Below are 24,846 nucleotides of genomic sequence, written 5' to 3'. Positions count from 1 at the left end.
GTTCAGACGCGAGCGATGTCGGCCGCCTCTTGCAGCATCGGGGCGAGCCGCTTGGCCCAATGCAGCTGATCCTCGTGATGGGCGATCAGATCGTTGCGCAGCTCGATGAGCGCGTTCGGGCGGCCATGGCGCAGCGCGTGGCGGTCGATGGCATCGCCGGGCAGGCGGCCAGTGTAAGGCTCGTTATCGCCGGTGCAGATGTCTGCCTCTTTGCCAAGCCGGGCCAGCAGCGGCGCGGTCAATCGGGTGTCATCGGCATAGAGGATGCCGACATGCCAAGGCCGGGGCAGGCGGCCGCGCAGTTGTCGGGTAAAGCTATGGACCGAGACGATGATCGTGTCGTCGCGCCGCGCCGCAAGTTCGGCCAGCGCCGCGTGATAGGGGCGGTAGAGCCGGGTCAGCCGGGTTTCGCGTTCTACCGGGCCAGCGTGGCGGTTGGCAGGGATGATCGAGCCATCATAGAGCTTCATCAGCAGGGTCGGGTCATCCTCGCCCCGGTTCGGGTCGATCACCAGGCGCGAGAAATTGGAGCCGATCATCGGGCCGTTCAGCGCCTCGGCCAGCGCCCGCGCCACGCCAAGCGCGCCGGGATCATAGGCGATATGGCGGGCCATGTCTTCGGGCGGCAGGCCGAGATCGCCGCCATTGACGAAATCGGGCACGGTATTGGCCGCGTGATCGCAGGTCACAAGCCAGCGCGAAGGGCGGTCGGCCCCGTCGATATGGTAGGGTTCAAAACGCATGTGATGTGGTTCCTTGCCCTTGCTTTACGGTGCGGCGGGCACAAGTGCAACATCGGGCCGGGGTCAAATCGCCGTCACAAAGGGCTGGTATGATGTTAGCGATAACGGTATGACGGGATCAACGGCATCACCGCCCTGAGATCAAGACGGACCCAGAACAGAGGACCCGCGCATGAGACGACACCGCAATGTCAAGATCGTGGCCACGCTTGGCCCCGCCTCCGAGACCTATGAAACCATCCGCGCCCTGCATGAGGCGGGGGCGGATGTGTTCCGGCTCAACATGAGCCATGGCGACCACGCTGGCATCCGCGAGAAACACCGTATTATCCGCGAGGTCGAGCGCGATCTCAACAGCCCGATTGCCATTCTGGCCGATCTTCAGGGGCCAAAGCTCCGGGTTGGGACCTTTGGCAACGGGCCGGAGGAGTTGGCGCAAGGCGCGACGTTCCGGCTCGATCTCGATAAGGCAGAGGGCGATGGCAGCCGGGTCTGCCTGCCGCATCCCGAGATTTTCGCGGCGCTGCAGCCGGGGGCGCATCTTTTGGTCAATGACGGCAAGATCCGTTTGCGGGTGCGCGAGTGCGGCGCGGATTTCGCCGAATGCGAGGTGGTCATCGGCGGGGTGATTTCGGACCGCAAGGGCGTCAACGTGCCCGATGTCGAGCTGCCGCTTGCGGCGCTGTCAGAAAAGGACCGCAAGGATCTCGAATTTGTCTGTCAGCTCGGGGTGGATTGGCTCGCGCTCAGCTTCGTGCAGCGGCCCGAGGATGTGACCGAGGCGCGCGAGCTTGCCAATGGGCGGGCGGCGATTCTGTCGAAGATTGAAAAGCCCTCGGCGGTGGAGCGGTTCAGCGGTATCCTCGCCGCATCGGACGGGATCATGGTGGCGCGCGGCGATCTCGGGGTCGAGCTTCCGGTTCAGAATGTGCCGCCGATCCAGAAACGGCTCGTCCGGGCGTGCCGGGCAGCGGCGAAACCGGTCATCGTGGCGACCCAGATGCTCGAGTCGATGATCGAGAGCCCAATGCCGACCCGCGCTGAGGTGAGCGATGTGGCCACGGCGATCTATGAAGGGGCGGATGCGATCATGCTCTCGGCAGAAAGTGCGGCGGGCAGCTATCCGGTCGAGGCGGTGCGCACCATGGACAATGTGGCGCGCGAGGTCGAGGGCGACCCGACCTATACACAGATCATCGAGGCGTCGCGCAAGGCGCAGCGCAACACGGTGGCCGATGGCATCGTGGCGGCGGCGCGTGAGATTGCCGAGACGGCAGATATCAAGGTCATCTGCTGTTTCACCCAATCGGGGACGACCGCGCTCTTGACCGCGCGGGAACGGCCGCGGGTGCCGATCATGGCGCTCACCTCGCTGCGCGGCACGGCGCGGCGGCTGGCGCTGAGCTGGGGGGTGAACTGCGTGATGACCGAAGAGCTCACCCGGTTCAAGCTGGCGGTGGTGAATGCGGCGCGGGCGGCACGGGCCGAGGGCTATGCCGAGGCGCTCGATCAGATCGTGGTGACCGCCGGGGTGCCGTTCAACGTGCCGGGAACGACGAATATCCTGCGCGTGGCACCTTGTCAGGAAAGTTTGATCTATTCGACCGATCCGGGTTAATCTTGTTCACCGGGTCCAACGTGAAGGAGGGCAGCCCATGAACACGGATATCGCCTTGGTGACGGGGTTGGTTATGGTCGTGCTCTCCATTCCAGCGATCTTTTCAGCGTTTTCAGAAGGCCGCGCCCCAAGGGTCGCGGCCGTTTTGCTGGTGGTCGGGGGCGGTATGGTGGTCTGGGCGATGCATGGCAAACCGGGGGGAATCCGTCTGGAAGAGATTCCCGCCGCAGTGGTGCGGGTCGTCGCGATGGTCCTTAACTAAACCAGTCTAATTTATGTCACTGCCACAGTTTCGACGCGTTTCGCGGCGGGGCAGATCGTGTCCATTGACGGATTCTTAACTGTTTTAGCCAAGTTGCGGGCAGGATCCCCAGATTTTGCGAAATCCAATCGTTAATCAGCATCAAGTTTTAGCCACTATTTTGTCCGGGTATCAATTATATCCCAACAAATTTCGGGCCATTTTGGGGGCGACATTGATCGTATCGAAAATGCACGTCTATAGGGGCGTCTCCCCGTAGGTGCGAGTGAACAGGAGAAGATCATGTTGATCGATAAGAAATTCAGTGTCGCCGCCATGGTTGCCCTGCTTGGAGCCGCGCAGCCTGCTGCGGCCGCAGAGACCACTGCGGATCTCGGGGTGAGCGCAAGCGTGCTTGAATCATGCAACCTTTCGGCCGTGACGGCGCTGGCCTTTGGCCCGGTGGCCACCAATGCCGCGACGCCGCAGATCACGCCGGGCGTTGTCTCGATCATTTGCACCAACACCAAACCGTCGGTGACCGTGTCGCTCGACGGCGGTGCACAGCCCGATGGCACGACCCGCCGCATGGCGACCTCGGGCGGCGCATTCCTGCCCTATAAGGTACATAGCGACGCCGGTCATGCGAATGAAATCAGCATCGGTGGTACGCTCTATAGCGGTGGTGTCACGGCTGCGGTTCCGACCCTGCTCAACGTCTTCGGCGAGATCCCGCAAGGCAATTACAGCGCCGGTGAATACTCTGATACAATCGTGGTGACCCTGACCTACTAAGCCTTGAACGTGCAGCATAAGAGGAACGAGTGAAATGACGACTACACTGGCAAAGACGATCAAAGGCTTGGTTATGGTTTCGGCGTTGCTGGCAACGCCGATCGCCGCCTCGGCGGAAAGCATCGCGGTCTCGCCGACCAATATCGCGGTGCCCAACTCGGGCAAGCAGACCACCGTGACGGTCAAGGCGGATGGGCGTCAAAGCTCGGTCGTGCAGCTGCGCGTCGTGGCCTGGACCCCGGGGCAGGACCCCAACAACGTACGCGCGACCCGCGACGTGGTGATCAGCCCGCCGATGGCCAAGCTGCGCCCGCGTCAGGAACTGACCGCGCGCGTGGTCCGCACCAAGCGCAAAGCCGTGCGCGGGCAGGAATGCTACCGCGTGCTGATCGACCGGCTGCCCGGCAAAGAGCAGAGTGGCCAAGATGTCAAACTTCGGGTTCGTCATTCCGTTCCCCTTTGCTTCACATCCTGAACGTGTCATAACCAACCTTGGGAACGGGTCAAAATAGACCCGACCATGAGGCAAGGGCAATGACATCAGACCGCATAAATATGCTGGGTCTGTTTCTGACAGCTAGTATGATCGCCGGGACACCGACGGTCGCCACGTCAGAAGAGACGGACAGTCTCGTCGATATATTCGGCGACGCAACAGGGGATGAAGTTCCCCTGTTTCTCGCCGTTTCGATCAATGGTAAGGACACCGGTCTCGTTGCGGAGTTTTCCGCCGGGCTCGATGGCGGCAACATGCGCAGCACGCGCAGCGAGCTCACGCAGATCGGGCTTCAGGTGCCGCCGCGCATGGCGCAGAACATCGCGCTGCACGACATCGATGGCGTGCGCTACACTTATGATCCGGTGGAGCAATCGGTTGATATTCAGGCGCCCTATTCGGCCCTGCGCCCGGACATCCGCTCGGCCTCTTACGCGCAGGATTTTGAAGAACCGGACCGGGCCTATGGCGCCGTGGTCAATTATTCGCTGGTGGCCGACCGCGGCTTTGGCGGCGACTTCAGCGGCCCCAATGGCGGGCTTTCAGCCAATCTCGACGGCTGGGTGTTCGCCCCCTTCGGGCAATTTCGGTCGACCGCCTATTTCAGCCGCCCCTTTGCCAGCGCGGCCAAGGATCAGAACCTCCGTCTCGAGACCACGCTCACCACCCATATTCCCGACAAGGCGCTCACCGTCAGCGTCGGCGATTTCACCACCGCCGGGCCGAGCTGGACCCGGCCCATTCGTATGGGCGGCGTGCAGGTCCGCCGCGATTTCAGCCTGCGCTCTGACCTGGTGACTGATCAGCGGCTGTCTTATGCCGGGGCGGCGGCGGTGCCGTCCTCGGTCGATGTGTTCATCGAGAACAACCGCGTCTACAGCACCAATGTCGACAGCGGGCCCTATCAGCTCGAAGATGTGCCGATCCAGGGCGGCGGCGATGCCGAGATCGTGGTGCGCGGCATCGACGGCCAAGTGAGCCGCCGGACCGTGTCCTTCTTTGATGCGTCCAACCTGCTCAAAAAAGGCGTGGCGGATTACAGTTTCGGCATAGGCTTTGCGCGCGAGGCGTTCGGTTTCTCGAGCAATGAATATGGCGACAGCCCGATTTTCAACGGCAGCTTCCGCTATGGGGCGACCGAGCGGCTGACCTTCAACACCCATGTGTCGGGGACCGAGGACCTCTTGGTCGTCGGGGGCGGGATCACCGCCGTCCCCTATGCGCTGGGCGAAGTGACGGCGAATATCGCGGCGAGCCAATATGAGGGCGAGACCGGCGGCTTTGCCCAGGTCGGGCTGCGCACCCAGATCGGCGATGTGGATCTCAATGTCAGCAGTGCGCGCGCCACGTCGGACTATGCCGATATCGCGCTGGTGACCGGGCTCGATTACCTCGACAGCACCGGGGTCCAGGGCACGTTGCTCGAAGTGGCCAAGGCGCAGGATGTGGTGAGCCTGTCGATCCCTGTGACGAAATCGGGGCGGCGGCTTGGCCTGTCCTATGTGCGCGCCGAACGCGCCACGTCGAAAGACAGCCTCGCCTCGCTCTCCTTTGGGTCGTCCCTCGGCAAGGGGCGCGGATCGTTCAGCGTCAACAGCGCCTATAATTTCGAGAGCGAAGAGGCGCGGCTGTCGATGGGGCTGTCGATGCGTCTGGGCAAGCGGCGCTATGCCCAGGCCTCAGCCTATACGGATAGCGAGGGGCGGCAGACGCAGGATATTTCCTACACCAGATCGCAGGGCGATGGGATCGGGGCTTGGGGCTATCACCTGCAGGCGGCGCATCGTGACGATGGGCGCACCCCGGTGCGGGCCAAGGGCGATCTGCGCACCCAATATGGCGAGTTGAGCGGTGAAGTTCAGACCGATCAAGGCGGCACCTATACCCGCACGCAATTCGACGGGGCGGTGGCCTACACCGGCGGCGCGATGGCGATGGGCAATCAGGTGCGCGACGGTTTTGCCCTTGTCGATGTGGGGGTGAGCGACGTGCCGGTTTACCTCGACAACCGGGCGGTGGCCAAGACCAACAGCCGGGGCCGGGTTCTGGTCAACGGGCTCAATGCCTATCGCCGCAACCGGGTGTCCGTCGATGTGGCGGATCTGCCCGAGGATGCGACGCTTGGCGTGTCGGCGGCCGATCTCATCCCGTCGCGTGGCGGCGGGCAGCTCGTCAGTTTCGGGGGCAGCGACGAGGCCGGCGTGATCGTCGTGCTGCGCGATCCCTCGGGGGCGGTTCTTGATCCGGGGGCGATTGTTTATCCGAATGGCAATGCGCAGGAAACCTATGTCGGCTATGATGGCGAGACATGGATCGACAGCCCGCGGCGGACCAATGTGCTGCGGGTCGAGACGGAGCGTGGCACCTGTACCGCCCGGTTCGGGTATCAGCCCGGAGCAGCGGGACAGGGCAGGATTGACCCGGTGGAGTGCCGATGATGCGGCGGATTGTGTGTATATGTGTGTTGGCCCTGATGTGGGCCGCGAGCGGCGTCAGCCCGGCGCGGGCGGCGACCTGCGATGCGGTGGTCAGTGATTTCAACTTTGGGTCGGTGACGCTGCGCAGCGGCGCGGTCAACCGGACCTCTGGCACGTTGCGCATCACCTGTTCCGATCCTCTGTTGTCGGTGGTGGGGGTCTGTGTCCGCTTTGGCCCGGGATCGGGCGGGGCCGGGGCCAACAACAACCCGCGCTATCTGCGCCATGGCGGCGGCGCGGCCTTGCCCTATCAGCTGCGGCTCGGCGGCTATGGCACGGGGTTCGGGACGCTCAACGAGACCTTTCTTTCAGTCACCACCCTGCTTGGTAGCACCGGGTCGGTCACCGTGCCGATCTATGCCGAAATCCTCGAGGCGGGCACCTCCTTTGATGCCGGCTGGTACGAGTCGGTGTTCTCGGGCACGAGCAATATCGAGATGAGCTATGGCGTCCTGAGCTGCGATCTCTTTGCGCAGAGCCGTCCGGTGCCGGATTTTCGGGTCACGGCCAATGCGGTGTCGAGCTGTGAGCTGGATGTGGGGACGATGAATTTCGGCAATCTGCCGTCACTGGCGCTCGGACCTGTGGATGCGGTGGCCCCGATCGACGTGCGCTGTACCGAAGGGACGAATTACACGGTGTCGCTCGGGCTTGGCGATGGGGTGGGCGTCACGGACCCGGCGCTGCGGCGGATGACGAACGGGCTCGCGACGCTGGCCTATGGGCTCTACCGAGATCCGTCGCGGACGCAGGTCTGGGGTTCGCTGCCGGGCACGCGCGCCACAGGGGTGGGGTCGGGCAGCAACCAGCGCTATAATGTCTATGGGCGTATCCACGCGGGGCAGACGACGGTGCTGGGCACCTACACGGACAATGTCGTCGTGACGGTAAATTATTAGCCCCTTTTTTCTTGCGCATCCGGGCCGGACGACCTATACGGCCATTTCAATCGCGGGGCCGGCTGGGTGGCATGCCGAGTCGCGCGTTTCTCCAGTGACGAACAAGGAGCCGAAAATGCCCAAGATGAAGACGAAATCGAGCTGCAAAAAGCGGTTCAAGGTGACGGCCTCGGGCCGGATCAAGGCCGGTCAGGCGGGCAAGCGCCACGGCATGATCAAGCGCAGCACCAAATTCATTCGTGACGCTCGCGGCACGACCACGCTGTCCAAGGCTGATGAGCAAATCATCAAGCCGATGATGCCCTACGCACGCTAAGGAGAACGTGAGATGAGCCGAGTTAAAGGTGGTACCGTCACCCACGCCCGTCACAAGAAAGTCATCAAGGCTGCGAAAGGCTATTACGGCCGCCGCAAGAACACCTTCCGGGTGGCAACGCAAGCCGTTGATAAAGCGAACCAATATGCAACCCGCGACCGTAAGAACCGCAAGCGCAACTTCCGCGCCCTGTGGATCCAGCGTATCAACGCTGCCGTGCGCGCCCATGACGAAGCGCTGACCTATTCGCGCTTCATCAACGGGCTGAGCCTGGCCGGTATCGAGGTGGACCGTAAGGTCCTGGCCGATCTGGCCGTGCATGAACCCGATGCGTTTGGTGCGATTGTGGACCAGGCCAAGGCAGCCCTGCCGGCCTAACGTCCAAGTTAACAGCAACAGGTCGAGACCCGGTCGGTACCCCCGATCGGGTCTTTACTTTTTAGGGCCAGTGTTCGGGTGGATTTTAGTCCAGATGCCGCGCCCCACCCCCGGAAATGCCCTGTCGGTGACACGTCGGTATTGCGTCGGTAAAGCGACGGTGGGGGATTTGGGGGTGTTGCGGTACGGAGCGGACCTTTGTGAAATTTGCGGCGAACGGCTGCAAAGAGCCCAGAGTTACGGATGCTGGGACGCGAATGGACGACCGCTTCAAGCGTTGCATGGGGGTCTAGGCCCGCAATCTGATCCGTTCCGAAGCGCAAGGACGACCTCATTGAAACAGGCCATGTGTTTCAGAATCACCTTTCGTCTGGGTGCAACTGCAGTAACAAGTACATCGAATGGCACTAAACGAACGGAGGAAGCGTGAAGAAAGAGCTTGAGTTGGAGATCGATGCGCAGTCATGGCCACGTAATCGGCCACCTAAATCTCTAAACGCAATCCGCGGTCCGCGGCAGGTCGATCTCATCGCGTTCTTGCTCATGATCGGCCACTGTACGGTCCCAGGTCATGCAGCGCGCCATGCCATAAACACTCTTTGGGCTTGGGTGCGATATTTCGGAGCTTTCTCGGAGGACGCGGACCTCCGAGTGAGCGATGAGTTCTCCGAGCTCGACCCGCATCAAAAGACTATACTCTCTGATGACTTCGGCATGGGCATGTCGCTTCATGTTCTGACCGAGGCCTTGGACCTTGTTGGCTTCTGTGATGGGAAGTACTTCATAGACCGTCTGGCACCGCGTCTTCCAAGCGGAGTGCACATCACGGCGACGGCGGCAAAGAACGGTCCACGGAAGTCACCCGATTTCGTTGCTCTCGACGCCCGGGGCCGGTGGCATGTGATCGAGTGCAAGGGGACGCAATCGGGCCCTAACTACTGCCGAGCGCAAATTGATCGTGGATTCGCTCAGAAGCGTGCAATCGAATTTCAAGGGACGCTTAAGGGGCAATCGCTGGTCACGGGCTTCGACATCGCCAGCGCAGCGAGTGACACCGCAAGCTGTTTAGTGATCGTCGATCCCAAGCCGGAAGACCCGCCATTGGAGATCGGGCCTAATGACAGGCCGCTCATCCGCGACTGTGTGGCGCGGGGTACGATCGCGCGCGCGATGATGCTTGCAGGCGCGCCCAACTTATCGCGCCTTATGGCTGCACCGTTTGGTGACGATCCAAGGCTCCGCGCCGATGACGCAACGACGTCCTTCCGCCGTAAGCGCGCCGCGCAACTCCGAGAGAACGGAATAGACGACCGCAAACGCCTTACAACAGCAGGCAAGTATCTCGGACGCGAAATGAATATAGAGCTTCCCTTCGAAGTAGAGACGGCGAAGGGGTCCTTTCGTCAAGCCACCCTGCGTTCAGAGATTCTCGACGACGTCGTGAGGGAGTTTGAGGAGGAGACCTTCAGCGATTCTACCGAGCACCGGGACCGTCTGGCGCGCACCCAACAAGATTTGGCCGTTAGCCGGATTAAAACCGAAACGAACGATCACGGCGGTCTGCTTACTGTAGGAAAGCTCTATCGATCCCTGATTGAGTTTAGGTGACCATGTCCTGGATATCCGACCGCTGTTCTCACTAATGCACTGCTCTCGCCGATTTTTGCACCATCTCCTTTGGAATGGCTGTTTTCTTCAAGAAACAAAACATTTTGGGATTGTACCTGACTGAGACGAGCAGACCTTCACTAAATGCGAACTGAGGTCGGCTAAGTCCTGCACATGCGAGATTGGAGCGGATCGCAATGAATGTCGGCTTTCCGCCTAAAGTGCCGGAATTCGTCGGGTCCCGGGCTGTTCTTGCCTGACGCTCTGGCGAATTATCTCCGCTGATTCCCTTGCCAGATCTTTGATCTGGCAGCGCCCGAACCGCCCCCACGGGGCGGGCGCTTGGCGCCCACCCCTCGGTTCGGGCGCGTGTGGGGCGGGCGTTTGGCATCTACCCTTCGGTTCGGGCGCGGGTGGGGTGAGCGCTTGGCGTGCCCCCTCGGTTCGGGCGCGTGTGGTGCGGTGCTTGTGTGCCCATGGCCCTGAGGTTTAGTCCTGTATGCTCTCGAGATAGGCGAGGAGGCCCGCGAGTTGCGGTGGGGTCGGGGTGAAGACGCCGTCAATCTCGACCGGCACGAGCTCGTCGCTCATCGCGCTGCTGAACTCGGGCATGACCCGGGCGAGGTGGCTCTTTTCCGGGTCGCCGTAGATATAGCTCAGGGTGCGGGCGGCTGGGTAGTCGCCGCCGTTTCGCGTGCTCAGCTGGGTCAGATCGGTGGGGCGCTGCGGCAGGGTCTTGGCGCGTGGCCCGTCGCCGCGGCCGCTGTCGCCATGGCAGGAGGCACAGTTCTGCGCGAAGAAACTGGCGCCATCGGTCCTGTCCGGCATGACCTGAATGGGTTTGGGGACGCCATTGCAGGCCGCGAGCGCGAGCAGCAGGGCTCCGAGAGCTGTGGGTTTGGCTAGGATGCCTAGAGTGCTTGTCCGGATCATGAGGGCTCGCCTTTCGGTATGGGGTGCGTGCGTGGTCGGGGCGCGGGTCATTTGCTCAGCAGGAGGGGGAGTTTGCATACATCAGCTGTCGCCTCCCGTGTTGTCTGCAGGGTAGGGCGGGCGTGCCGGGGCGGCCTTAATCTAGATCAATTCGGGGCATGGTTTCGGGTAGGGGTTTGAAATGTATGTCTATTTTGGTGGGGGTTTTCTGTAGGGGATGGCTGGCCTTGCCAAATATTTGATGTGGCAGCGTCCGAACCGCCCCTGCGGGGCGGCGGCTGGTGCGGGGCTGTGGTCAGGATTCCCGGACTTACGCGCGCCCGGAAACACGCCATAATTGTGGGGCGGCGCGGTGGCGTCGCTTGTTTTGAGTAATGTTGTGGAGGTTAAGATGAAACAATCAGACATAGATGCCTTGGCGCATCAGCATACCCTGGCCGTTTTGGCCATTGGTCGCAATTTCGAAGCCATCAGCAAGGATATGATCGAGCGGCGCGGAACATGGGCGGGGGCAGAGGGGGTGGATGTGCTCACCTCGCTGCTCGGGTCCAAGACATTGCCGCATGACACGGCCCAGCATGTGGCGCGCGCCGCCCATCTTGGCGAACGGCTCCCCTCTATCGTCAAGCTGTTCACACCGGGGCAGAAAAAGATCATCAGCGCGGTCGAGCACAGGATGATCGGCACTGACGCCGATGGGGCGATCAAAGCCTTGCGGGAGCTTCAGGCCATGGCCAAGCGGGGATCCGATCTCGAGCTGATCTTCAAGATCGCCACTGCGATCGTGGCCGATGGCAAGCAGCAGCTCTATGAGCCTGCTGCATTTGCCAAGTTGACCGGGTTGGATGGACGCGAAGGGAATGTGGCGACGGCGCGCTCTTCCGCGGGGGAGGTTCTTGCCGATGATGTGGCCGGCGCCGTGGTCGGAGGTCTCGCGGGGGCGGTTGCCACCTGGTGGGCCGGCAGCGGGCCGGGCGCCGCGGGGGGCGCAATCGGCGGGGCGATCATGTTTTCGGGCAAGGCGCTTTGGGAGAACGCCAAGATATGGTGGGATGGCGTCCATCACGGCGAAAACGACCCGGCTGGTCCCATCGGCGGTGAGCATCTCCCTGACGAAATCTAGCGTCCGCAGGCCAAGGGCAATCGGGGGGCAGTCCCCCGATCGTCTGCCCCGCAAGAGCCCATTCCGCAGGGCGGGCGCGGGGGAGATTCGGGATATGCAGGGCGCGCGCGGGGACGGATCGGGGCCGGGCCGAGACTGGGCGTCCGGGCGGGATGTGGCCTGATTTTCTGATCTTTGGGGGATGCTGGTGCTGCTGGGGAGGATTGAACTCCCGACCTCACCCTTACCAAGGGTGCGCTCTACCACTGAGCTACAGCAGCAGCGTGAGGGGCTGATAGACTCAATCCAAAGCCTGTGCAACCCCCTTCTGGACCCCTTTTCTCAGCTGCTGTAGAGAGAGGCCATGACAGAGCGAAAAAGTGACACATCCGGCGGCAGCACGGCGGGGCAGGTTTCGCCTCGCGAGGCGCGTTTGAAGGCGGCGCTCAAGGCCAATCTGGCCCGGCGCAAGGCGCAGGCGCGGGCCCGCAAGGGCGCGGCAGACACGGCGGACAAGAAACCCGAGCAGGACAAGGAATAGGTTAATGGACAGTATCGTGGTGACGGGCAACGGGCCCCTCTCGGGAGAGATTCCCATCGCTGGCGCGAAGAACGCCTGTTTGACGCTGATGCCCGCCACGCTGCTCAGCGAAGAGCCGCTGACGCTGACCAATGCGCCGCGCCTGTCGGATATCAAGACGATGACGCAGCTGTTGCAGTCGCTCGGGGCCGAGGTGACCTCGATGCAGGACGGGCAGGTGCAGGCGATGTCGAGCCATGACATCAACAACCACGTGGCCGAATATGACATCGTGCGCAAGATGCGGGCGTCGAACCTGGTGCTCGGGCCGATGCTGGCGCGGCTGGGGCAGGCGGTGGTGTCGCTGCCTGGCGGCTGTGCGATCGGGTCGCGGCCGATGGATCTGCATATTTTCGGGCTGGAAAAGCTCGGGGCGGAGATCGAGCTCAAGGATGGCTATCTGCATGCCAAGGTGCCCGGTGGGCTCAAGGGCGCGGTGATCGAGTTCGGTTTTGCCTCGGTGGGGGCGACGGAGAATGTGCTCATGGCGGCGACGCTGGCCAAGGGGACGACGGTGCTGCGCAATGCGGCGCGCGAGCCGGAGATTGTCGATCTGGCGAATTGCCTGCGCAAGATGGGCGCGCAGATCGAGGGCGATGGCACCAGCGAGATCGTCATTCAGGGGGTGGACCGGCTGCATGGGGCGACCCATCCGGTGGTCACCGACCGGATCGAGCTTGGCACCTATATGCTGGCGCCGGCGATCTGTGGCGGCGAGGTCGAATGCCTTGGCGGGCGGCGCGATCTGCTCGAGGCGTTTTGTCAAAAGCTCGAAGCGGCGGGCGTCGAGGTGACGGAGACCGAGCGCGGGCTCAAAGTGTCGCGCAAGAACGGCCGGGTGCAGGCGGTGGATGTGACGACCGAGCCCTTCCCGGGCTTTCCGACCGATCTGCAGGCGCAGTTCATGGCGCTGATGTGCACCGCCGAGGGCGACAGCGTTCTCGAGGAGAAGATTTTCGAGAACCGCTTTATGCATGCGCCGGAATTGCAGCGGATGGGCGCGCGGATCGAGGTGCATGGCGGCACGGCGAAAGTGTCGGGGGTCGATCGGATGAAGGGCGCGCCGGTGATGGCGACCGATCTGCGGGCCTCGGTGTCGCTCATCCTTGCGGGGCTGGCGGCAGAGGGCGACACGCAGGTCAACCGGGTCTATCATCTCGACCGGGGCTATGAGCGGCTTGTTGAAAAGCTGCGCAATGTCGGGGCCAAGATCGAAAGGACCGCAGGATCATGAGCGTGGAAGACGCCCGTTTCGAAGATGGTGGCGAGCAGCCGCTGAACCTCGGGGCCTGGGATCTCGACGATCTCAAGGTGCTGTCGGCGCTGGCGCAGGATGCGGTGTTTCCGGCGAGCGAAATGCGCTGGGAGCGCAAGGCGCGGCGGTTTGCCCTGCTGATCAACCGGTTCCGCTGGGAAGATGCGGCGCGGACGCGGCGCAGCCCGGAGCGGGTGCAATCGGTGCTGGCGGTGGAAAACGTGCTCGGCGTGGCGAGCCAGGGCGTCGAGCGGGGCGATCCCGATCTGGTGCTGTCGCTTCTGTCGGTGAGTTTCGAGCCGGGCGAGGATGGCACGGGTCATGTGCTGCTCACCCTGGCGGGCGATGGCGCGATCCGGCTGGCGGTCGAGGCGCTGGAGCTGCGGCTGCGCGATGTGACGCGGCCCTATCTCGCGCCCTCGGGCAAGGCGCCCGATCACGGCGCGTGACTGGCGGCTGCGCCGAATACTTATAAAAGAAAGAAGACCATGCCTGTATTTCTTGATGCGGATGCGCCGGAGTTCGAGCGCGAGTTCACGGCGCTCCTAGCCTCCAAGCGCGAGGATTCCGTCGATGTGAATGACACGGTCGCGGCGATCATCGCGGATGTGCGGGCGCGCGGCGATACGGCGGTGATCGAGCTGACCGAGCGGTTTGACCGGCTGGCGCTGACGCCCGAGACGCTGCGGTTTTCCGAGGCCGAGATTGACGCGGCGGTGGCGCAGGTGCCGGAGGCAGAGCGCGCGGCGCTGGAATTGGCGGCCGAGCGTATCCGGGCCTATCACGCGCGGCAGATGCCGGAGGATCAGAGCTGGACCGATGCGGCGGGCGCGATGCTGGGCTGGCGCTGGGGCGCGGTGTCAGCGGCGGGGCTCTATGTGCCTGGCGGGCTTGCTTCTTATCCGTCATCGGTTCTGATGAATGCCATCCCGGCCAAGGTGGCGGGGGTCGAACGGCTGGCCATTGCGGTGCCGACGCCCGATGGGGTGGCCAATCCGCTGGTGCTGCTGGCGGCGCGGATCGCGGGCGTCGACGAGGTCTATCGCATCGGCGGGGCGCAGGCGATTGCGGCGCTGGCCTATGGCACCGAGAGCATCGCGCCGGTGGACAAGATCACCGGGCCGGGCAATGCCTTTGTCGCCGCCGCCAAGCGGCAGGTGTTCGGCAAGGTCGGCATCGACATGATCGCAGGCCCGTCGGAAATCCTGGTGATCGCCGACAAGAGCGCCAATCCCGATTGGGTGGCGCTCGATATGCTGAGCCAGGCCGAGCATGACGAGAGCGCGCAATCCATCCTGATCACCGATGATGCGGGCATGGCGCGCGAGGTTTGCGCCGCCATCGACCGGCATCTCGAGACGCTGGAGCGGCGCAAGATCGCGGCGGCGAGCTGGCGTGATTTCGGGGCGGTGATCACGGTGCCCGATCTCGACCGGGCGGTGACGCTGTCGGACCGGGTGGCGCCCGAGCATCTCGAGCTCTGCGTCGCTGAGGCGGATGCGCTGTCGGAGAAGATCACCCATGCCGGGGCGATTTTCATCGGCTCCTGGACGCCGGAGGCCATTGGCGATTATGTCGGCGGGCCCAATCACGTGCTGCCCACCGCGCGGTCGGCACGGTTTTCCTCGGGTCTCAGCGTGATGGATTTCCTCAAGCGCACGACGCTGGCGCGGATGAGCCCAGAGGCGTTGCGCGCGATTGGGCCGGCGGCCGAGGTTCTTGCGCAATCGGAGAGTCTTGAGGCGCATGGTCTGTCGGTGCGTGCGCGTCTGGATACACTCAACAAAGGATGAGGGCCGGGGCATTGCCCCAGTGACGCGGCTGCGCTAGGCAGTTTGGTAACGAGTATTGAAAGACGTCTGATGAGCCGAATCTGTCATATCGAGTTGGATGATTCCAGCCTGCCGCCACCCACGCCCGAGATCGAGCAGGAGCGCAAGGTCGCGATCTACGACCTGATGGAGGAGAACTCCTTTGTGCTGCCCGCGCGCGACGACCGGGAGGTGCCCGAGGGGCCCTATCACCTGTCGCTGTCGATCCGCGACAAGCGGCTCGTCTTTGATATCAAGACCGAGGCCAAGGACCCGGCGGCAGAGTTTCACCTGTCGCTGAGCCCGTTTCGGCAGGTGGTCAAGGATTACTGGGCCATTTGCGAGAGCTATTTCGACGCGGTGAAAAACCTCGCCCCGGCGCAGATCGAGACCATCGATATGGCCCGGCGCGGCATCCACAATGAAGGCGCGCGGGTTCTCGAAGAGCGGCTCGAGGGCAAGGCGGAAATCGACAACGATACCGCGCGGCGCCTGTTCACCCTGATCTGCGTTTTGCATTTCGGGGGCTGAGCGATGCCGGAGCCGCTGCCGCAATCGGTGCTGTTTTGCTGCGACCACAATGCCGTGCGGTCGCCCATGGCCGAAGGGATCATGAAGCAGCTCTATGGCACCGACACCTATGTGCAATCGGCAGGGGTGAAGAGCGATCTCGACATTGACGGGTTTTCCATCGCGGTCTGCAAGGAGATCGGGGTCGAGCTGGCCCGGCACCGGGTGCGCAGTTTTGACGAGATGGAAGAATGGGGCGACGATCTGTCGTCCTTTGACATTGTCGTGGCGCTCAGCCCGGCGAGCCAGCGGCGGGCGCTCGAGCTGACGCGCTGGTTTCATCTCGATGTGATTTACTGGCCGATCATGGACCCGACCGGCCTTGGCGAAGGGCGCGAGGCCAAGCTCTCGGCCTATCGGCAGACCCGTGATCAGATCCGCAACCACCTGATTGAGCGGTGGGGCGACCCGAAGGAGCAAGAGACATGAGCCATCCCACCATCCGCCGCTATTTCGAGGCCTTCAACGCGGGCGATACCGAGGGGATGCTCGGCTGTCTTGCCGAGGATGTGGCGCATCATGTCAATGAGGGCGCGGTGCGCGTGGGCAAGGACAAGTTCCGCGCGTTTTGCGACCATATGAGCCGCTGCTATCGCGAGGAGCTCACCGATATGGTGATTTTCGAGGCCGAGGGCGGGACCCGCGCGGCGGCGGAATTCATCGTCAATGGCACCTATCTCGCGACCGACGAAGGGCTGCCGGAGGCGCGGGGGCAGACCTACCGCCTGCCGGCGGGGTCGTTTTTCTCGCTCGAGGGGGACAAGATCACGCGGGTCGTCACCTATTACAACCTCGCGGACTGGATGCGTCAGGTCGGATGATCGAGACGCGGCGGCTGACAGGCGAGAGCCTTGGTGCGGCGCTCGAGGATGTGGCGCGGCTCCGGATCGCGGTGTTTCGGACGTGGCCCTATCTCTATGATGGGGATCTGGCCTATGAGCAGGAGTATCTCCAGACCTATCGCGACAGTGCCGATGCGATCCTCGTAGGCGCTTTTGATGGGGCGCGGCTCGTCGGGGCGTCGACCGGCGCGCCGATGGAGGATCACGCGGCGGATTTCGGCGCGGCCTTTGCCGGGCAGGAGGTGGCGCTCGATGATATTTTCTACTGTGCCGAGAGCGTTCTGTTGCCCGAGTATCGCGGGCAGGGGCTGGGGCACGCGTTTTTCGACGCGCGCGAGGCCCATGCGCGGGGCTTGGGCCGGGGCTATGCCGCCTTTTGCGGGGTGGTGCGGCCGCAGGATCATCCGCTGCGCGATGCGGGCTATCGGCCGCTTGATGGGTTCTGGCGCAAGCGGGGCTATGCGCCGGTGCCGGGGGCTGTGGCGCAGTTTCGCTGGAAGGATCTCGACCAGGAGGCCGAGACCGATCATCCGCTGCAATTCTGGATGCGGGCGCTCTAGCGTTTAGCGGCAGTAGCTGCCGCTGCGATAGCGGGCGGTGTCAAAGTGGAAATGGTCGAGGTGGTAGCGGTCGGCATTGGGGCCGAGCACCGTGCCGAAGGGGCCGCAGGCGGCGCCGTGCATCTGCCGCAGCGGTTTGCCATAGGCCTTGCTGTTCCAGTGCTTCAAGAGCGTGATCTGGGTGCCGTCGCGCAGCAGGATCGACGAGATGTCGATGGCGCGGCCGGTGCTGTGTTCCGAGAGCTTCGCGCCGGGCTTGTTGTTGCGGGTGCGGCAGGCGTAATGGGCGGCGATGCCGAGCCCTGCCACGCCGCCGCCACGCGAGCCGATGGCGGGTTTGAGGCCGCGATCCACCCAGGTTTTGAAGGATTTGGCGGTGGTGCAATCCATCAGCGCCGGTTGGCTCAGCGCGATGCCGGAGACCGAGCGCAGCTTGATGGCGTTTTCGATGCCGCAGCCCTTGATGCGGCCGGGAACGCGGCCGATGACGTCGCCTTGCAGGGCGACATCGCCGCAGACCGCGCCTTTTTGACGTTGGCGGATCACGGTGCGGGCCTGTTTCTTGCTGCGTTCGGTGCGACGCTGGGGGCGCAGGGATTTGAAGAGGCCCTGACCGACCTTGCGCGCGCCGGGGCGGATCGCGTCGGGCTGTTGCTGGGTGTTGGGTTGCGCCTCGGGTTCGGTCACCACAACGGTCTCGGCCGGGGTCGGGGCGGGGGCCGGGGCAGGCGCAGGGGCTGGCTCGGCGCGGGGCACGGGGATATCGCCAATGCGCGCGATCGGGCGCAGCGAGGTCTTGGGGGCGTCGGCCAGAGCGGGCGCTGGACCCACGGCCATCAGGATGGCCAAGGATGCCAGCGCCGCCCGGATCATGCGTCCCGCTTGGGTTTGCGGCCGAAATCGGGGGCGTCGGTGTCCTGACCTGCCTCGATGATGCCACGGCGGATGGCGCGGGTATGGGTGAAATACTCGTGCAGATGGTCGCCGTCGCCCATGCGGATGGCCCGTTGCAACGCAAAGAGCTCTTCGGTGAACCGGCCCAGGATTTCGAGCGTCGCATCCTTGTTGGTCAGGAAGACGTCGCGCCACATGGTCGGATCGCTCGCGGCAATCCGTGTGAAGTCCCGAAACCCTGCAGCAGAATATTTGATCACTTCACTATCCGTCACCCGGCGCAGGTCATCGGCCACGCCCACCATCGTATAGGCGATAAGATGCGGCGTATGGGAGGTGACCGCAAGCACGAGGTCATGGTGATCGGCGTCCATCCGCTCGGTGTTGGCGCCAAGCGCCTGCCAGAAGCGTTCGAGCCGTTCGATCGCCGCCTCGTCCGAGCCGGGCACCGGCACGATCAGGTTCCAGCGGTTGTCGAAGAGCTCGGCAAAGCCGGAGGTCGGTCCCGATTGTTCGGTCCCGGCGAGCGGGTGGGCGGGGATGAAATGCACGCCCTCGGGGATATGCGGGCCGACCGCCTCGATCACCGCGCGTTTGACCGAGCCCACATCACTCACCGTGGCGCCGGGGGCGAGTACCGGGCGGATTTCGGCAGCGACATCGCCCATGGCGCCCACGGGCACGCAGAGCACGACGAGATCGGCGCCTTCGCAGGCCTCGGCGGCGGTGTCGCAGACGCGGTCGCAAAGGCCGATGTCGCGGGCGGTCTGGCGGGTGGCGTCAGAGCGGGCATAACCCGTCACTTCGCCCGCCACACCGGCGCGTTTCATCGCCCAGAACATCGACGAGGCGATGAGCCCGAGACCGATCAGCGCTACCCGGTTGTACATCGGGGCAGAGGGTTCGGTCATTCCGCATCTCCCATGAACTGGCCGATGGCATGGGCCACGCGGCGGCAGCTCGGTTCATCGCCGACGGTGATGCGCAGGCAATGGGGCAGGTTGTAGCCCGCCACTTGCCGCACGATCAGCCCTTGCGATTGCAGATGCGCGTCACAGGCGCGGGCCTGATCGGGGCTGGCAAAGCGGGCGAGGATGAAGTTTGCGGTCGAGGTGTCGGAGGGCACGCCATGTTCGGCCAGCGCCTCGGCGAGCCATGCGCGCAAGCGGCTGTTTTCATTGCGGCATTTCTCGGTCCAGGCGGTGTCGCGCAGGGCGGCCTCGGCGGCGGCGAGGGCCGGGGTGGCGAGGTTGAAGGGCCCGCGCACCCGGTTGAGCACGTCGATCACATGTTTCGGACCATAGCCCCAGCCGACGCGCAGCCCGCCGAGCCCGTAGAGCTTGGAGAAGGTGCGGGTCATCACGACGTTCTGGCGGGCATCCACGAGGCCTGCGCCGCCGTCATAGCCTTCGACATATTCGGCATAGGCGCCGTCGAGCACCAAGAGCACATGCGGCGGCAGGGCCTCGGCCAAGCGGGCGACTTCGCCGTCGCCGATCATGGTGCCGGTGGGGTTGTTGGGGTTGGCCAGAAACACCAGCCGGGTGGCATCGGTGCAGGCGGCGAGGATCGCGTCGACATCGGTCACGCGTTCGCGCTCGGGCACTTCTACCGGGGTTGCCCCGGCGGCCAGCGCCGAGATCTTGTACATGGCAAAGCCATGTTCGGTGTGGATCACCTCGGTGCCCGGCCCGGCATAGGCCTGACAGAGAAAGGCAATGATTTCATCGCTTCCCGCGCCACAGATGATGCGGTCGGTGTCGAGCCCGTGATGGGCCGCCAGGGCCCGGCGCAGCGCGCCATGGTCGGAAGAGGGATAACGGTGCAGATCATAGCCCGCCTTGGCATAGGCCTCGCGGGCCTGGTCGCTCGGGCCGAACGGGTTTTCGTTCGAGCTCAGCTTGACCACGTTGGAAATGCCATCGACATGCGCGGCGCCGCTCTCGTAGAGGGCGATGTCCATGATGCCGGGTTGCGGTGTGATCTGTGTCATCTCGGGGCTCCTTTGGAGCTGTCTTAGCTTGGGCCGCTGGGCAAGGGAAGCGTCAACGCCCCCCTTGCCGCACAGCCTTGGCGGGTGGTGCAATCAGGTCGCCAGCACGTTGCGGAAGAGCCACGGGTCGCTCTCGTCGATGTCCTCGGGGAAATGTTCCCAGCGGTCCTGCAACGGTGTCCAGTCGGTGTAATGGGCCTCGACCGGGCCGAGATAGGGGCGCTGCACTTCGAGGCAGCGGGCGTGATCCATCTCGTCGGTCTCGACGATGCCGGCCTGCGGGTTTTCCAGCGCCCAGACCATGCCGGCGAGCACGGCCGAGGTGACCTGCAGCCCGGTGGCGTTCTGATAGGGGGCGAGATCGCGGGTTTCCTCGTTCGAGAGGCGCGAGCCGAACCAGAGCGCGTTCTTCTCGTGACCAAAGAGCAGCACGCCGAGCTCGTCGATGCCTTCGACGATCTCGTCCTCGGTGAGGATATGGTGTTTCTGCTGCTGTTTGCCCGAGCCGAACATTTCATGCAGCGACAGCACCGCGTCATCGGAGGGGTGGTAGGCATAGTGGCAGGTCGGGCGGTATTCGGGATCATGGCCCTCGCCGACGGTGTAGTAATCCGAGATCGAGACCGCCTCGTTATGGGTCACCAGAAAGCCGAATTGCGGGCCGGGGGTCGGGCACCAGCTGTGGACGCGGGTGATCGCGCCGGGGCGTTCGAGCCAGATCGCGGATTTGCAGCCCTCGTCCTGACGGTGGGCGTTTTCGGGAAACCATGTCTCATGGGTGCCCCAGCCGAGCTCGGCCGGTTGGAAGCCCTCGGAGATAAAGCCTTCGACGGACCAGGTGTTGACGAAGGTGCCGCGCGGGCGCGGGGTGCGGCGGGCCTGGGTGTCGCGTTCGGCGATGTGCACGCCCTTGACGCCGAGCGATTGCATGAGCTTGGCCCAGCCTGCGCGGTCGGCAGGGGCGGTGGCGTCGCGGCCGGTGTCGCGGGCGAGCGTCAGAAGTGCTTCCTTGACGAACCAGCTCACCATGCCGGGGTTGGCCCCGCAGCAGGAGACGGCGGTGGTGCCGCCGGGGTTGGCCGCCTTTTCGTCGCGGACCTTCTGGCGCAGGGCGTAGTTGGTGCGCGCGGCATTGTCTTCGGTGTCGAAATAGAAACCGGCCCAGGGTTCGACCACGGTGTCGATATAGAGCACGCCCATCTCGCGGCAGAGCTTCATCAGGTCGAGCGAGGAGGTGTCGACGCTCAGGTTGACGCAGAAGCCCTTGCCCTCGGGGAAGAGACCGCTGAGCACCTCGCGGTAGTTTTCCGGGGTGAGGGCGGTGTCGATGAAGTTGAGCTTGTGCTGGCGCAGAAAATTGTGCTGGGCCGTGTCCGGCTCGATCACCAGGAACTGATCCGCGTCATATTCGAAATGGCGTTCGATCAGCGGCCAGGTGCCTTTGCCGATCGAGCCGAAACCGATCATCACGATGGGGCCGTCGATGCGGCCGTAGATGGGATAGTTCTGCGCCATGATTGTCTCCTCGAGGCAGAAATGGCCGGGTCGCGGCCCTGAAACGAAAAAAGGCCGCACCTAGCGGCGCGGCCTTTCGGAAATAAAGCGTCAGAAGCTTAGTTCTGAGCGTAGAATTCGATGACGAGGTTCGGTTCCATCATCACCGGGTAGGGCACGTCGCTCAGACCCGGGGTGCGGACGAAGGTCGCCGTCATTTTCGAATGGTCCGCGTCGATGTAATCGGGCACATCACGCTCGGCCAGTTGGGTGGCTTCGAGAAGCACGGCGATCTGCTTGGAGCGGTCGCGGACCTCGATCACGTCACCCTCTTTCACACGGTAGGAGGGGATGTTGACGCGCTGGCCGTTCACTTTCACGTGGCCGTGGTTCACGAACTGGCGTGCGGCGAACATGGTGGCGACGAATTTGGCGCGGTAGACCACGGCGTCGAGGCGGCGCTCGAGCAGGCCGATCAGGTTTTCACCGGTGTCGCCTTTGACACGCTCGGCTTCGCGGAAGATGCGACGGAATTGTTTCTCGGTCAGGTCGCCGTAGTAGCCCTTGAGCTTTTGCTTGGCGCGCAGCTGCAGACCGAAGTCCGACAGTTTCGCCTTGCGGCGGGCACCGTGCTGACCGGGGGCGTTTTCACGACGGTTGACAGGCGACTTGGGGCGACCCCAGATGTTTTCGCCCATGCGGCGGTCGATTTTGTACTTGGCAGACGTGCGTTTGGTCACGGCTGATCTCCTTTATTCATGGCTCCGCAACTTGATCCGAAAACCGGTTCCCACTTTTCGGGTTGCGGACGCTCTGGTCCTCAACCGTTCGAGATCGGTTCCGCTTCGGCCTCGTCGCGGCAATATAAAGGGCGTTGTCCTCTAAGCTTGCGCTTCGACAGGGATCCCCTTGCGGGGGCCACCAACACCAATGAAGCCGCGCTTATACAGGGTCGCGGGGGGGAGTCAACGGGGGAAACGCAGCGGTTTGGGGCCGCATCGCGCCGGGGGGCGGGAAGGCGGCCGTGTCAGGCCGCCTCATGTGCCCAGATGGCGGCCTCCGAGCCCGAGAGGCAGCGGCGGGCGAACATGCCATAGCTCTGCGGATCGTGGCGCAGGGCGGGGACCTGGGCCAGCAGCCGATCGCGGTCGTCGCCATCGAGCCCGTCGAGCGAGGCCGAGGCGGGGTGGAAGCTCTCGGTTTCCAGGCCATTGGCCCAGAGGATCTGATGGCGGGGCAAGAGGAGGTGGATATAGGTCACCTCGCGCACCGCGAGATCGACGCGGATCGTATCCTTGTTGATCAGATCCTTGGCGGCGACCAGCACCTCGTCGGTGTTGAAGAGCGCGCGGGCCTCATCGCCCTTGATCAGCATCCGATGTTCCGGGCTGACCAGCAGTTCTTCGTCGGGCCGGTCGATGCCCAGAGCCCCGGCGCGGAACCGGATCGGGCGCAGGCGCGGCAGGGCAAAGAGACGGGCGCCGGACATGCGGCGGCTGCCGATCCACTGGATCTCTTCGGCGCCATTGTCGCGGGTCGAGACCCGGTCGCCTTCGCGCAGCTCTTCGATGAGGCGCGGGCCGTCGGGGGTGGCGATGCGGGTGCCGGGGGTGAAACAGATCACGCCGCCCGCGTCGGGACCTTGGTCGCTGACCGGGGCGCTCAGCCCTTCAAAGCTGTGATGGACGACCCACATATCGGTGTTCTTGGGCGGGATGTCGTCATGGAACATCAAGAGGGGGGGCGATTGCGTGCCGGTTTCGATCACGGTGATCGTATAGCTCTTGACCCCGTTGGTGACGACGAAACCGCGATCCAGAAGCGGGTCTGCGATCTCGATCTTGGTCAGATCATTGGTGCCGGTCATCGCCGCGCCGACCATCTTGCGGACCAGTCGCGCCGCGCGTTTGCGGGTGCCTGCCCGCGTGTCTGCCTTTTCCAGTCGCAAAACTGAGGAGGGCCCGTCGACACAGATCATGTCGCCACGCCACGACCAGGTCGCACCGACCGTAATCGCATCGATCCCCTTAGGCGGGAAATCGTCCACTTCTGTTTGCGACATGGAAATGACAAACGTGCCTTGAAAGCCCGTTCTCATTGCCCGTATTTCCTGCCGTTTATTCTTTTTATTACTGACAGGTTAACAAAGGTTCTTCATTTCGCAAGAGAAGAGGTCAAGGCCGTTACGTCAAAATTCCAGATTGATGCGCAGAGACCCCACAAGTTGTTCGTCGCGCTGGGCCTCGAACTCCTTGCCGAGCCATGTCAGGCCATAGAAAAACCGATGCCCGGCCTCGGTCTGCACATGCAGGCCGGTGCGTAGCCGCGCGCGGCTGTCGGTGAGCTGATAGCCCTGGTTCGAGGGCAGGTATTCGCTGTGGTCGACATAGGCGATGTCGCCGCCAAAGACGAAGCCCATGCCGGGTTCCGGGGTGCGGATCGTGCGATAGCGCTGACCGGTGACCGGATCGCGGACGAGCAATTCGCCCTGACCGATGCGGCCAAAGCTCAGGTCTGCGCCGACGCGGGCGAGGGTTTCGACCCCGGCGCGCATTTCGACGAAGGGGCGCAGGCGGGCGGGGCCGAGGGATAGCGGGCGGCCGATTTCGGCCACCAGCGTCGGGTTGATGTCATCGCCGATCTGGCCGTTGCGGGTGGTCGAATTGATGTCATCGCCGCCCAGATAATCATGCATGAAGTCCTGAAAATCGTCGATGCCGGTCTGTGGCCCGGTAAAGACGAGATCGCCGCCGAGGGCGAATTCGGTGCCGGCACTCTGAAAATGGCTGTGCAGCCCGACCGAGATCGCCGCAGCATAGGGGCGGTCACCGGCGGCGGGGGCGGCGAGCTGTTCCGGCGCGATGGCCTCGAAATTGAGGCGCAGTTCGAGCAGATCGCCAAAGCCCTCGGGCAGGTCGCCGGTCCATTCCGGGCCCCAGACGCGGCTCGACGCGACAGAGCCGGTGCGCCAGCGGTCGCGCCCGTCGCCGATCAGGTCATTGGTGACGAGACGGCCATAGCCGAGCTGCTGGCGGTCGCCCGCCTGGGCGGTGCCGGTCATCAAAGGGGCGAGAATGGAGAGCGAAAGCAGGCTGGCGCCAAGAGCGGCGGTGAGGCGACGGTGCATGTATCTGATAGTCCCTGTGCGTGACGCCCCCCAGCGTGATCCCTATTTAGCAAGCAAGCGCTGTGCGTGACCAGAGAGGCCGGGGCGGAAAATCGGGGCTTGGGTGCATTTTTC

General features: G+C 63.8%; 27 protein-coding genes and 1 tRNA gene. 18 read left to right on the top strand and 10 right to left on the bottom strand.

What is annotated here, in order from left to right; all coding sequences use genetic code 11:
* Positions 1–2 precede the first annotated feature (2 nt).
* Complete coding sequence (locus ISM_RS02585) at positions 3–743, bottom strand: N-formylglutamate amidohydrolase (protein ID WP_009812549.1); 741 nt, start codon at positions 741–743, stop codon at positions 3–5.
* A gap of 172 nt (positions 744–915) precedes the next feature.
* Here ISM_RS02585 and pyk point away from each other — a divergent pair, with 172 nt between their 5' ends.
* The 9 genes from pyk to ISM_RS17635 all read left to right on the top strand — a co-directional run bounded on the left by pyk (position 916) and on the right by ISM_RS17635 (position 9,571).
* Positions 916–2,361, top strand: a complete 1,446-nt coding sequence (gene pyk, locus ISM_RS02580) for a pyruvate kinase (protein ID WP_009812548.1) — start codon at positions 916–918, stop codon at positions 2,359–2,361.
* A 37-nt stretch (positions 2,362–2,398) separates the two neighbouring features.
* Entirely contained in the window at positions 2,399–2,623 is a 225-nt protein-coding gene (locus ISM_RS02575; RefSeq protein WP_009812547.1) for a hypothetical protein, read from the top strand.
* A 282-nt stretch (positions 2,624–2,905) separates the two neighbouring features.
* Complete coding sequence (locus ISM_RS17645) at positions 2,906–3,397, top strand: Csu type fimbrial protein (RefSeq protein ID WP_009812546.1); 492 nt, start codon at positions 2,906–2,908, stop codon at positions 3,395–3,397.
* 34 nt (positions 3,398–3,431) lie between these two features.
* Positions 3,432–3,872, top strand: coding sequence for a fimbrial biogenesis chaperone (locus ISM_RS17640; RefSeq protein ID WP_083780882.1), 441 nt, complete (start codon positions 3,432–3,434; stop codon positions 3,870–3,872).
* Between the two features lie 80 nt (positions 3,873–3,952).
* Positions 3,953–6,331, top strand: a complete 2,379-nt coding sequence (locus ISM_RS02560; protein ID WP_217622856.1) for a fimbria/pilus outer membrane usher protein — start codon at positions 3,953–3,955, stop codon at positions 6,329–6,331.
* 23 nt (positions 6,332–6,354) lie between these two features.
* On the top strand, positions 6,355–7,269 hold the full coding sequence (locus tag ISM_RS02555; protein WP_217622855.1) for a Csu type fimbrial protein: 915 nt from the start codon (positions 6,355–6,357) through the stop codon (positions 7,267–7,269).
* Between the two features lie 115 nt (positions 7,270–7,384).
* A complete protein-coding gene (rpmI, locus tag ISM_RS02550) occupies positions 7,385–7,585 on the top strand; it encodes a 50S ribosomal protein L35 (RefSeq protein ID WP_009812542.1) in 201 nt (66 codons plus the stop codon).
* A 12-nt stretch (positions 7,586–7,597) separates the two neighbouring features.
* Positions 7,598–7,963, top strand: coding sequence for a 50S ribosomal protein L20 (gene rplT, locus ISM_RS02545; protein ID WP_009812541.1), 366 nt, complete (start codon positions 7,598–7,600; stop codon positions 7,961–7,963).
* Positions 7,964–8,614: 651 nt separating this feature from the next.
* Positions 8,615–9,571: a hypothetical protein gene (locus ISM_RS17635; RefSeq protein ID WP_156783296.1), complete on the top strand. Its 957-nt coding sequence runs from the start codon at positions 8,615–8,617 to the stop codon at positions 9,569–9,571.
* 489 nt (positions 9,572–10,060) lie between these two features.
* On the opposite strand, the gene ISM_RS02535 is transcribed toward ISM_RS17635, so the two are convergent.
* Positions 10,061–10,504 carry a c-type cytochrome gene (locus tag ISM_RS02535; protein ID WP_254655636.1) on the bottom strand — a complete coding sequence of 148 codons (444 nt, stop codon included), beginning with the start codon at positions 10,502–10,504 and terminating at the stop codon, positions 10,061–10,063.
* A gap of 391 nt (positions 10,505–10,895) precedes the next feature.
* On the opposite strand from ISM_RS02535, the gene ISM_RS02530 reads away from it, so the two are divergent.
* Positions 10,896–11,627: a hypothetical protein gene (locus ISM_RS02530; protein WP_009812537.1), complete on the top strand. Its 732-nt coding sequence runs from the start codon at positions 10,896–10,898 to the stop codon at positions 11,625–11,627.
* Between the two features lie 185 nt (positions 11,628–11,812).
* On the opposite strand, the gene ISM_RS02525 is transcribed toward ISM_RS02530, so the two are convergent.
* A tRNA-Thr gene (locus ISM_RS02525) sits at positions 11,813–11,887 on the bottom strand.
* A gap of 83 nt (positions 11,888–11,970) precedes the next feature.
* Between ISM_RS02525 and ISM_RS18360 the strand changes: the two genes are divergently transcribed.
* The 8 genes from ISM_RS18360 to ISM_RS02490 all read left to right on the top strand — a co-directional run bounded on the left by ISM_RS18360 (position 11,971) and on the right by ISM_RS02490 (position 17,224).
* The gene (locus ISM_RS18360) at positions 11,971–12,147 is read left to right on the top strand and encodes a hypothetical protein (protein ID WP_009812535.1); all 177 of its coding nucleotides are present in this window, start codon (positions 11,971–11,973) and stop codon (positions 12,145–12,147) included.
* A 4-nt stretch (positions 12,148–12,151) separates the two neighbouring features.
* Entirely contained in the window at positions 12,152–13,420 is a 1,269-nt protein-coding gene (murA, locus tag ISM_RS02520) for a UDP-N-acetylglucosamine 1-carboxyvinyltransferase (RefSeq protein ID WP_009812534.1), read from the top strand.
* Entirely contained in the window at positions 13,417–13,890 is a 474-nt protein-coding gene (locus tag ISM_RS02515) for a DUF2948 family protein (RefSeq protein WP_009812533.1), read from the top strand. The genes murA and ISM_RS02515 overlap by 4 nt, the downstream gene beginning before the upstream one ends.
* 39 nt (positions 13,891–13,929) lie before the next feature.
* Positions 13,930–15,234, top strand: a complete 1,305-nt coding sequence (gene hisD / locus ISM_RS02510) for a histidinol dehydrogenase (RefSeq protein WP_009812532.1) — start codon at positions 13,930–13,932, stop codon at positions 15,232–15,234.
* Positions 15,235–15,303: 69 nt separating this feature from the next.
* Positions 15,304–15,783, top strand: a complete 480-nt coding sequence (locus ISM_RS02505; RefSeq protein WP_009812531.1) for a UPF0262 family protein — start codon at positions 15,304–15,306, stop codon at positions 15,781–15,783.
* Positions 15,784–15,786: 3 nt separating this feature from the next.
* Positions 15,787–16,251, top strand: coding sequence for an arsenate-mycothiol transferase ArsC (locus ISM_RS02500; protein ID WP_009812530.1), 465 nt, complete (start codon positions 15,787–15,789; stop codon positions 16,249–16,251).
* The gene (locus tag ISM_RS02495) at positions 16,248–16,643 is read left to right on the top strand and encodes a ketosteroid isomerase-related protein (RefSeq protein WP_009812529.1); all 396 of its coding nucleotides are present in this window, start codon (positions 16,248–16,250) and stop codon (positions 16,641–16,643) included. Before ISM_RS02500 ends, ISM_RS02495 begins: the two co-directional genes overlap by 4 nt.
* Positions 16,640–17,224, top strand: a complete 585-nt coding sequence (locus tag ISM_RS02490; protein WP_009812528.1) for a GNAT family N-acetyltransferase — start codon at positions 16,640–16,642, stop codon at positions 17,222–17,224. Before ISM_RS02495 ends, ISM_RS02490 begins: the two co-directional genes overlap by 4 nt.
* 3 nt (positions 17,225–17,227) lie before the next feature.
* Here ISM_RS02490 and ISM_RS02485 read toward each other — a convergent pair whose 3' ends face one another.
* The 7 genes from ISM_RS02485 to ISM_RS02455 form a co-directional block, all read right to left on the bottom strand.
* On the bottom strand, positions 17,228–18,061 hold the full coding sequence (locus tag ISM_RS02485) for an extensin-like domain-containing protein (protein WP_156783438.1): 834 nt from the start codon (positions 18,059–18,061) through the stop codon (positions 17,228–17,230).
* 32 nt (positions 18,062–18,093) lie between these two features.
* A complete protein-coding gene (locus ISM_RS02480; protein WP_040617786.1) occupies positions 18,094–19,029 on the bottom strand; it encodes a prephenate/arogenate dehydrogenase family protein in 936 nt (311 codons plus the stop codon).
* Entirely contained in the window at positions 19,026–20,111 is a 1,086-nt protein-coding gene (gene hisC, locus ISM_RS02475) for a histidinol-phosphate transaminase (protein WP_009812525.1), read from the bottom strand. The genes ISM_RS02480 and hisC overlap by 4 nt, the downstream gene beginning before the upstream one ends.
* Positions 20,112–20,204: 93 nt before the next feature.
* Positions 20,205–21,626 (bottom strand): homospermidine synthase, encoded by a 1,422-nt coding sequence (locus ISM_RS02470; RefSeq protein WP_009812524.1) that lies wholly within the window; start codon positions 21,624–21,626, stop codon positions 20,205–20,207.
* A 98-nt stretch (positions 21,627–21,724) separates the two neighbouring features.
* Complete coding sequence (rpsD, locus tag ISM_RS02465) at positions 21,725–22,345, bottom strand: 30S ribosomal protein S4 (RefSeq protein WP_009812523.1); 621 nt, start codon at positions 22,343–22,345, stop codon at positions 21,725–21,727.
* A gap of 287 nt (positions 22,346–22,632) precedes the next feature.
* Entirely contained in the window at positions 22,633–23,703 is a 1,071-nt protein-coding gene (locus ISM_RS02460) for a Hint domain-containing protein (protein ID WP_009812522.1), read from the bottom strand.
* A 90-nt stretch (positions 23,704–23,793) separates the two neighbouring features.
* Positions 23,794–24,732 (bottom strand): lipid A-modifier LpxR family protein, encoded by a 939-nt coding sequence (locus tag ISM_RS02455; protein ID WP_009812521.1) that lies wholly within the window; start codon positions 24,730–24,732, stop codon positions 23,794–23,796.
* Between the last annotated feature and the right edge of the window lie 114 nt (positions 24,733–24,846).

This window comes from Roseovarius nubinhibens ISM, assembly GCF_000152625.1.
Classification (GTDB): domain Bacteria; phylum Pseudomonadota; class Alphaproteobacteria; order Rhodobacterales; family Rhodobacteraceae; genus Roseovarius; species Roseovarius nubinhibens.
Note: the sequence above shows the minus strand (reverse complement) of the source record. Positions and strands in the feature narration are given on the sequence as shown.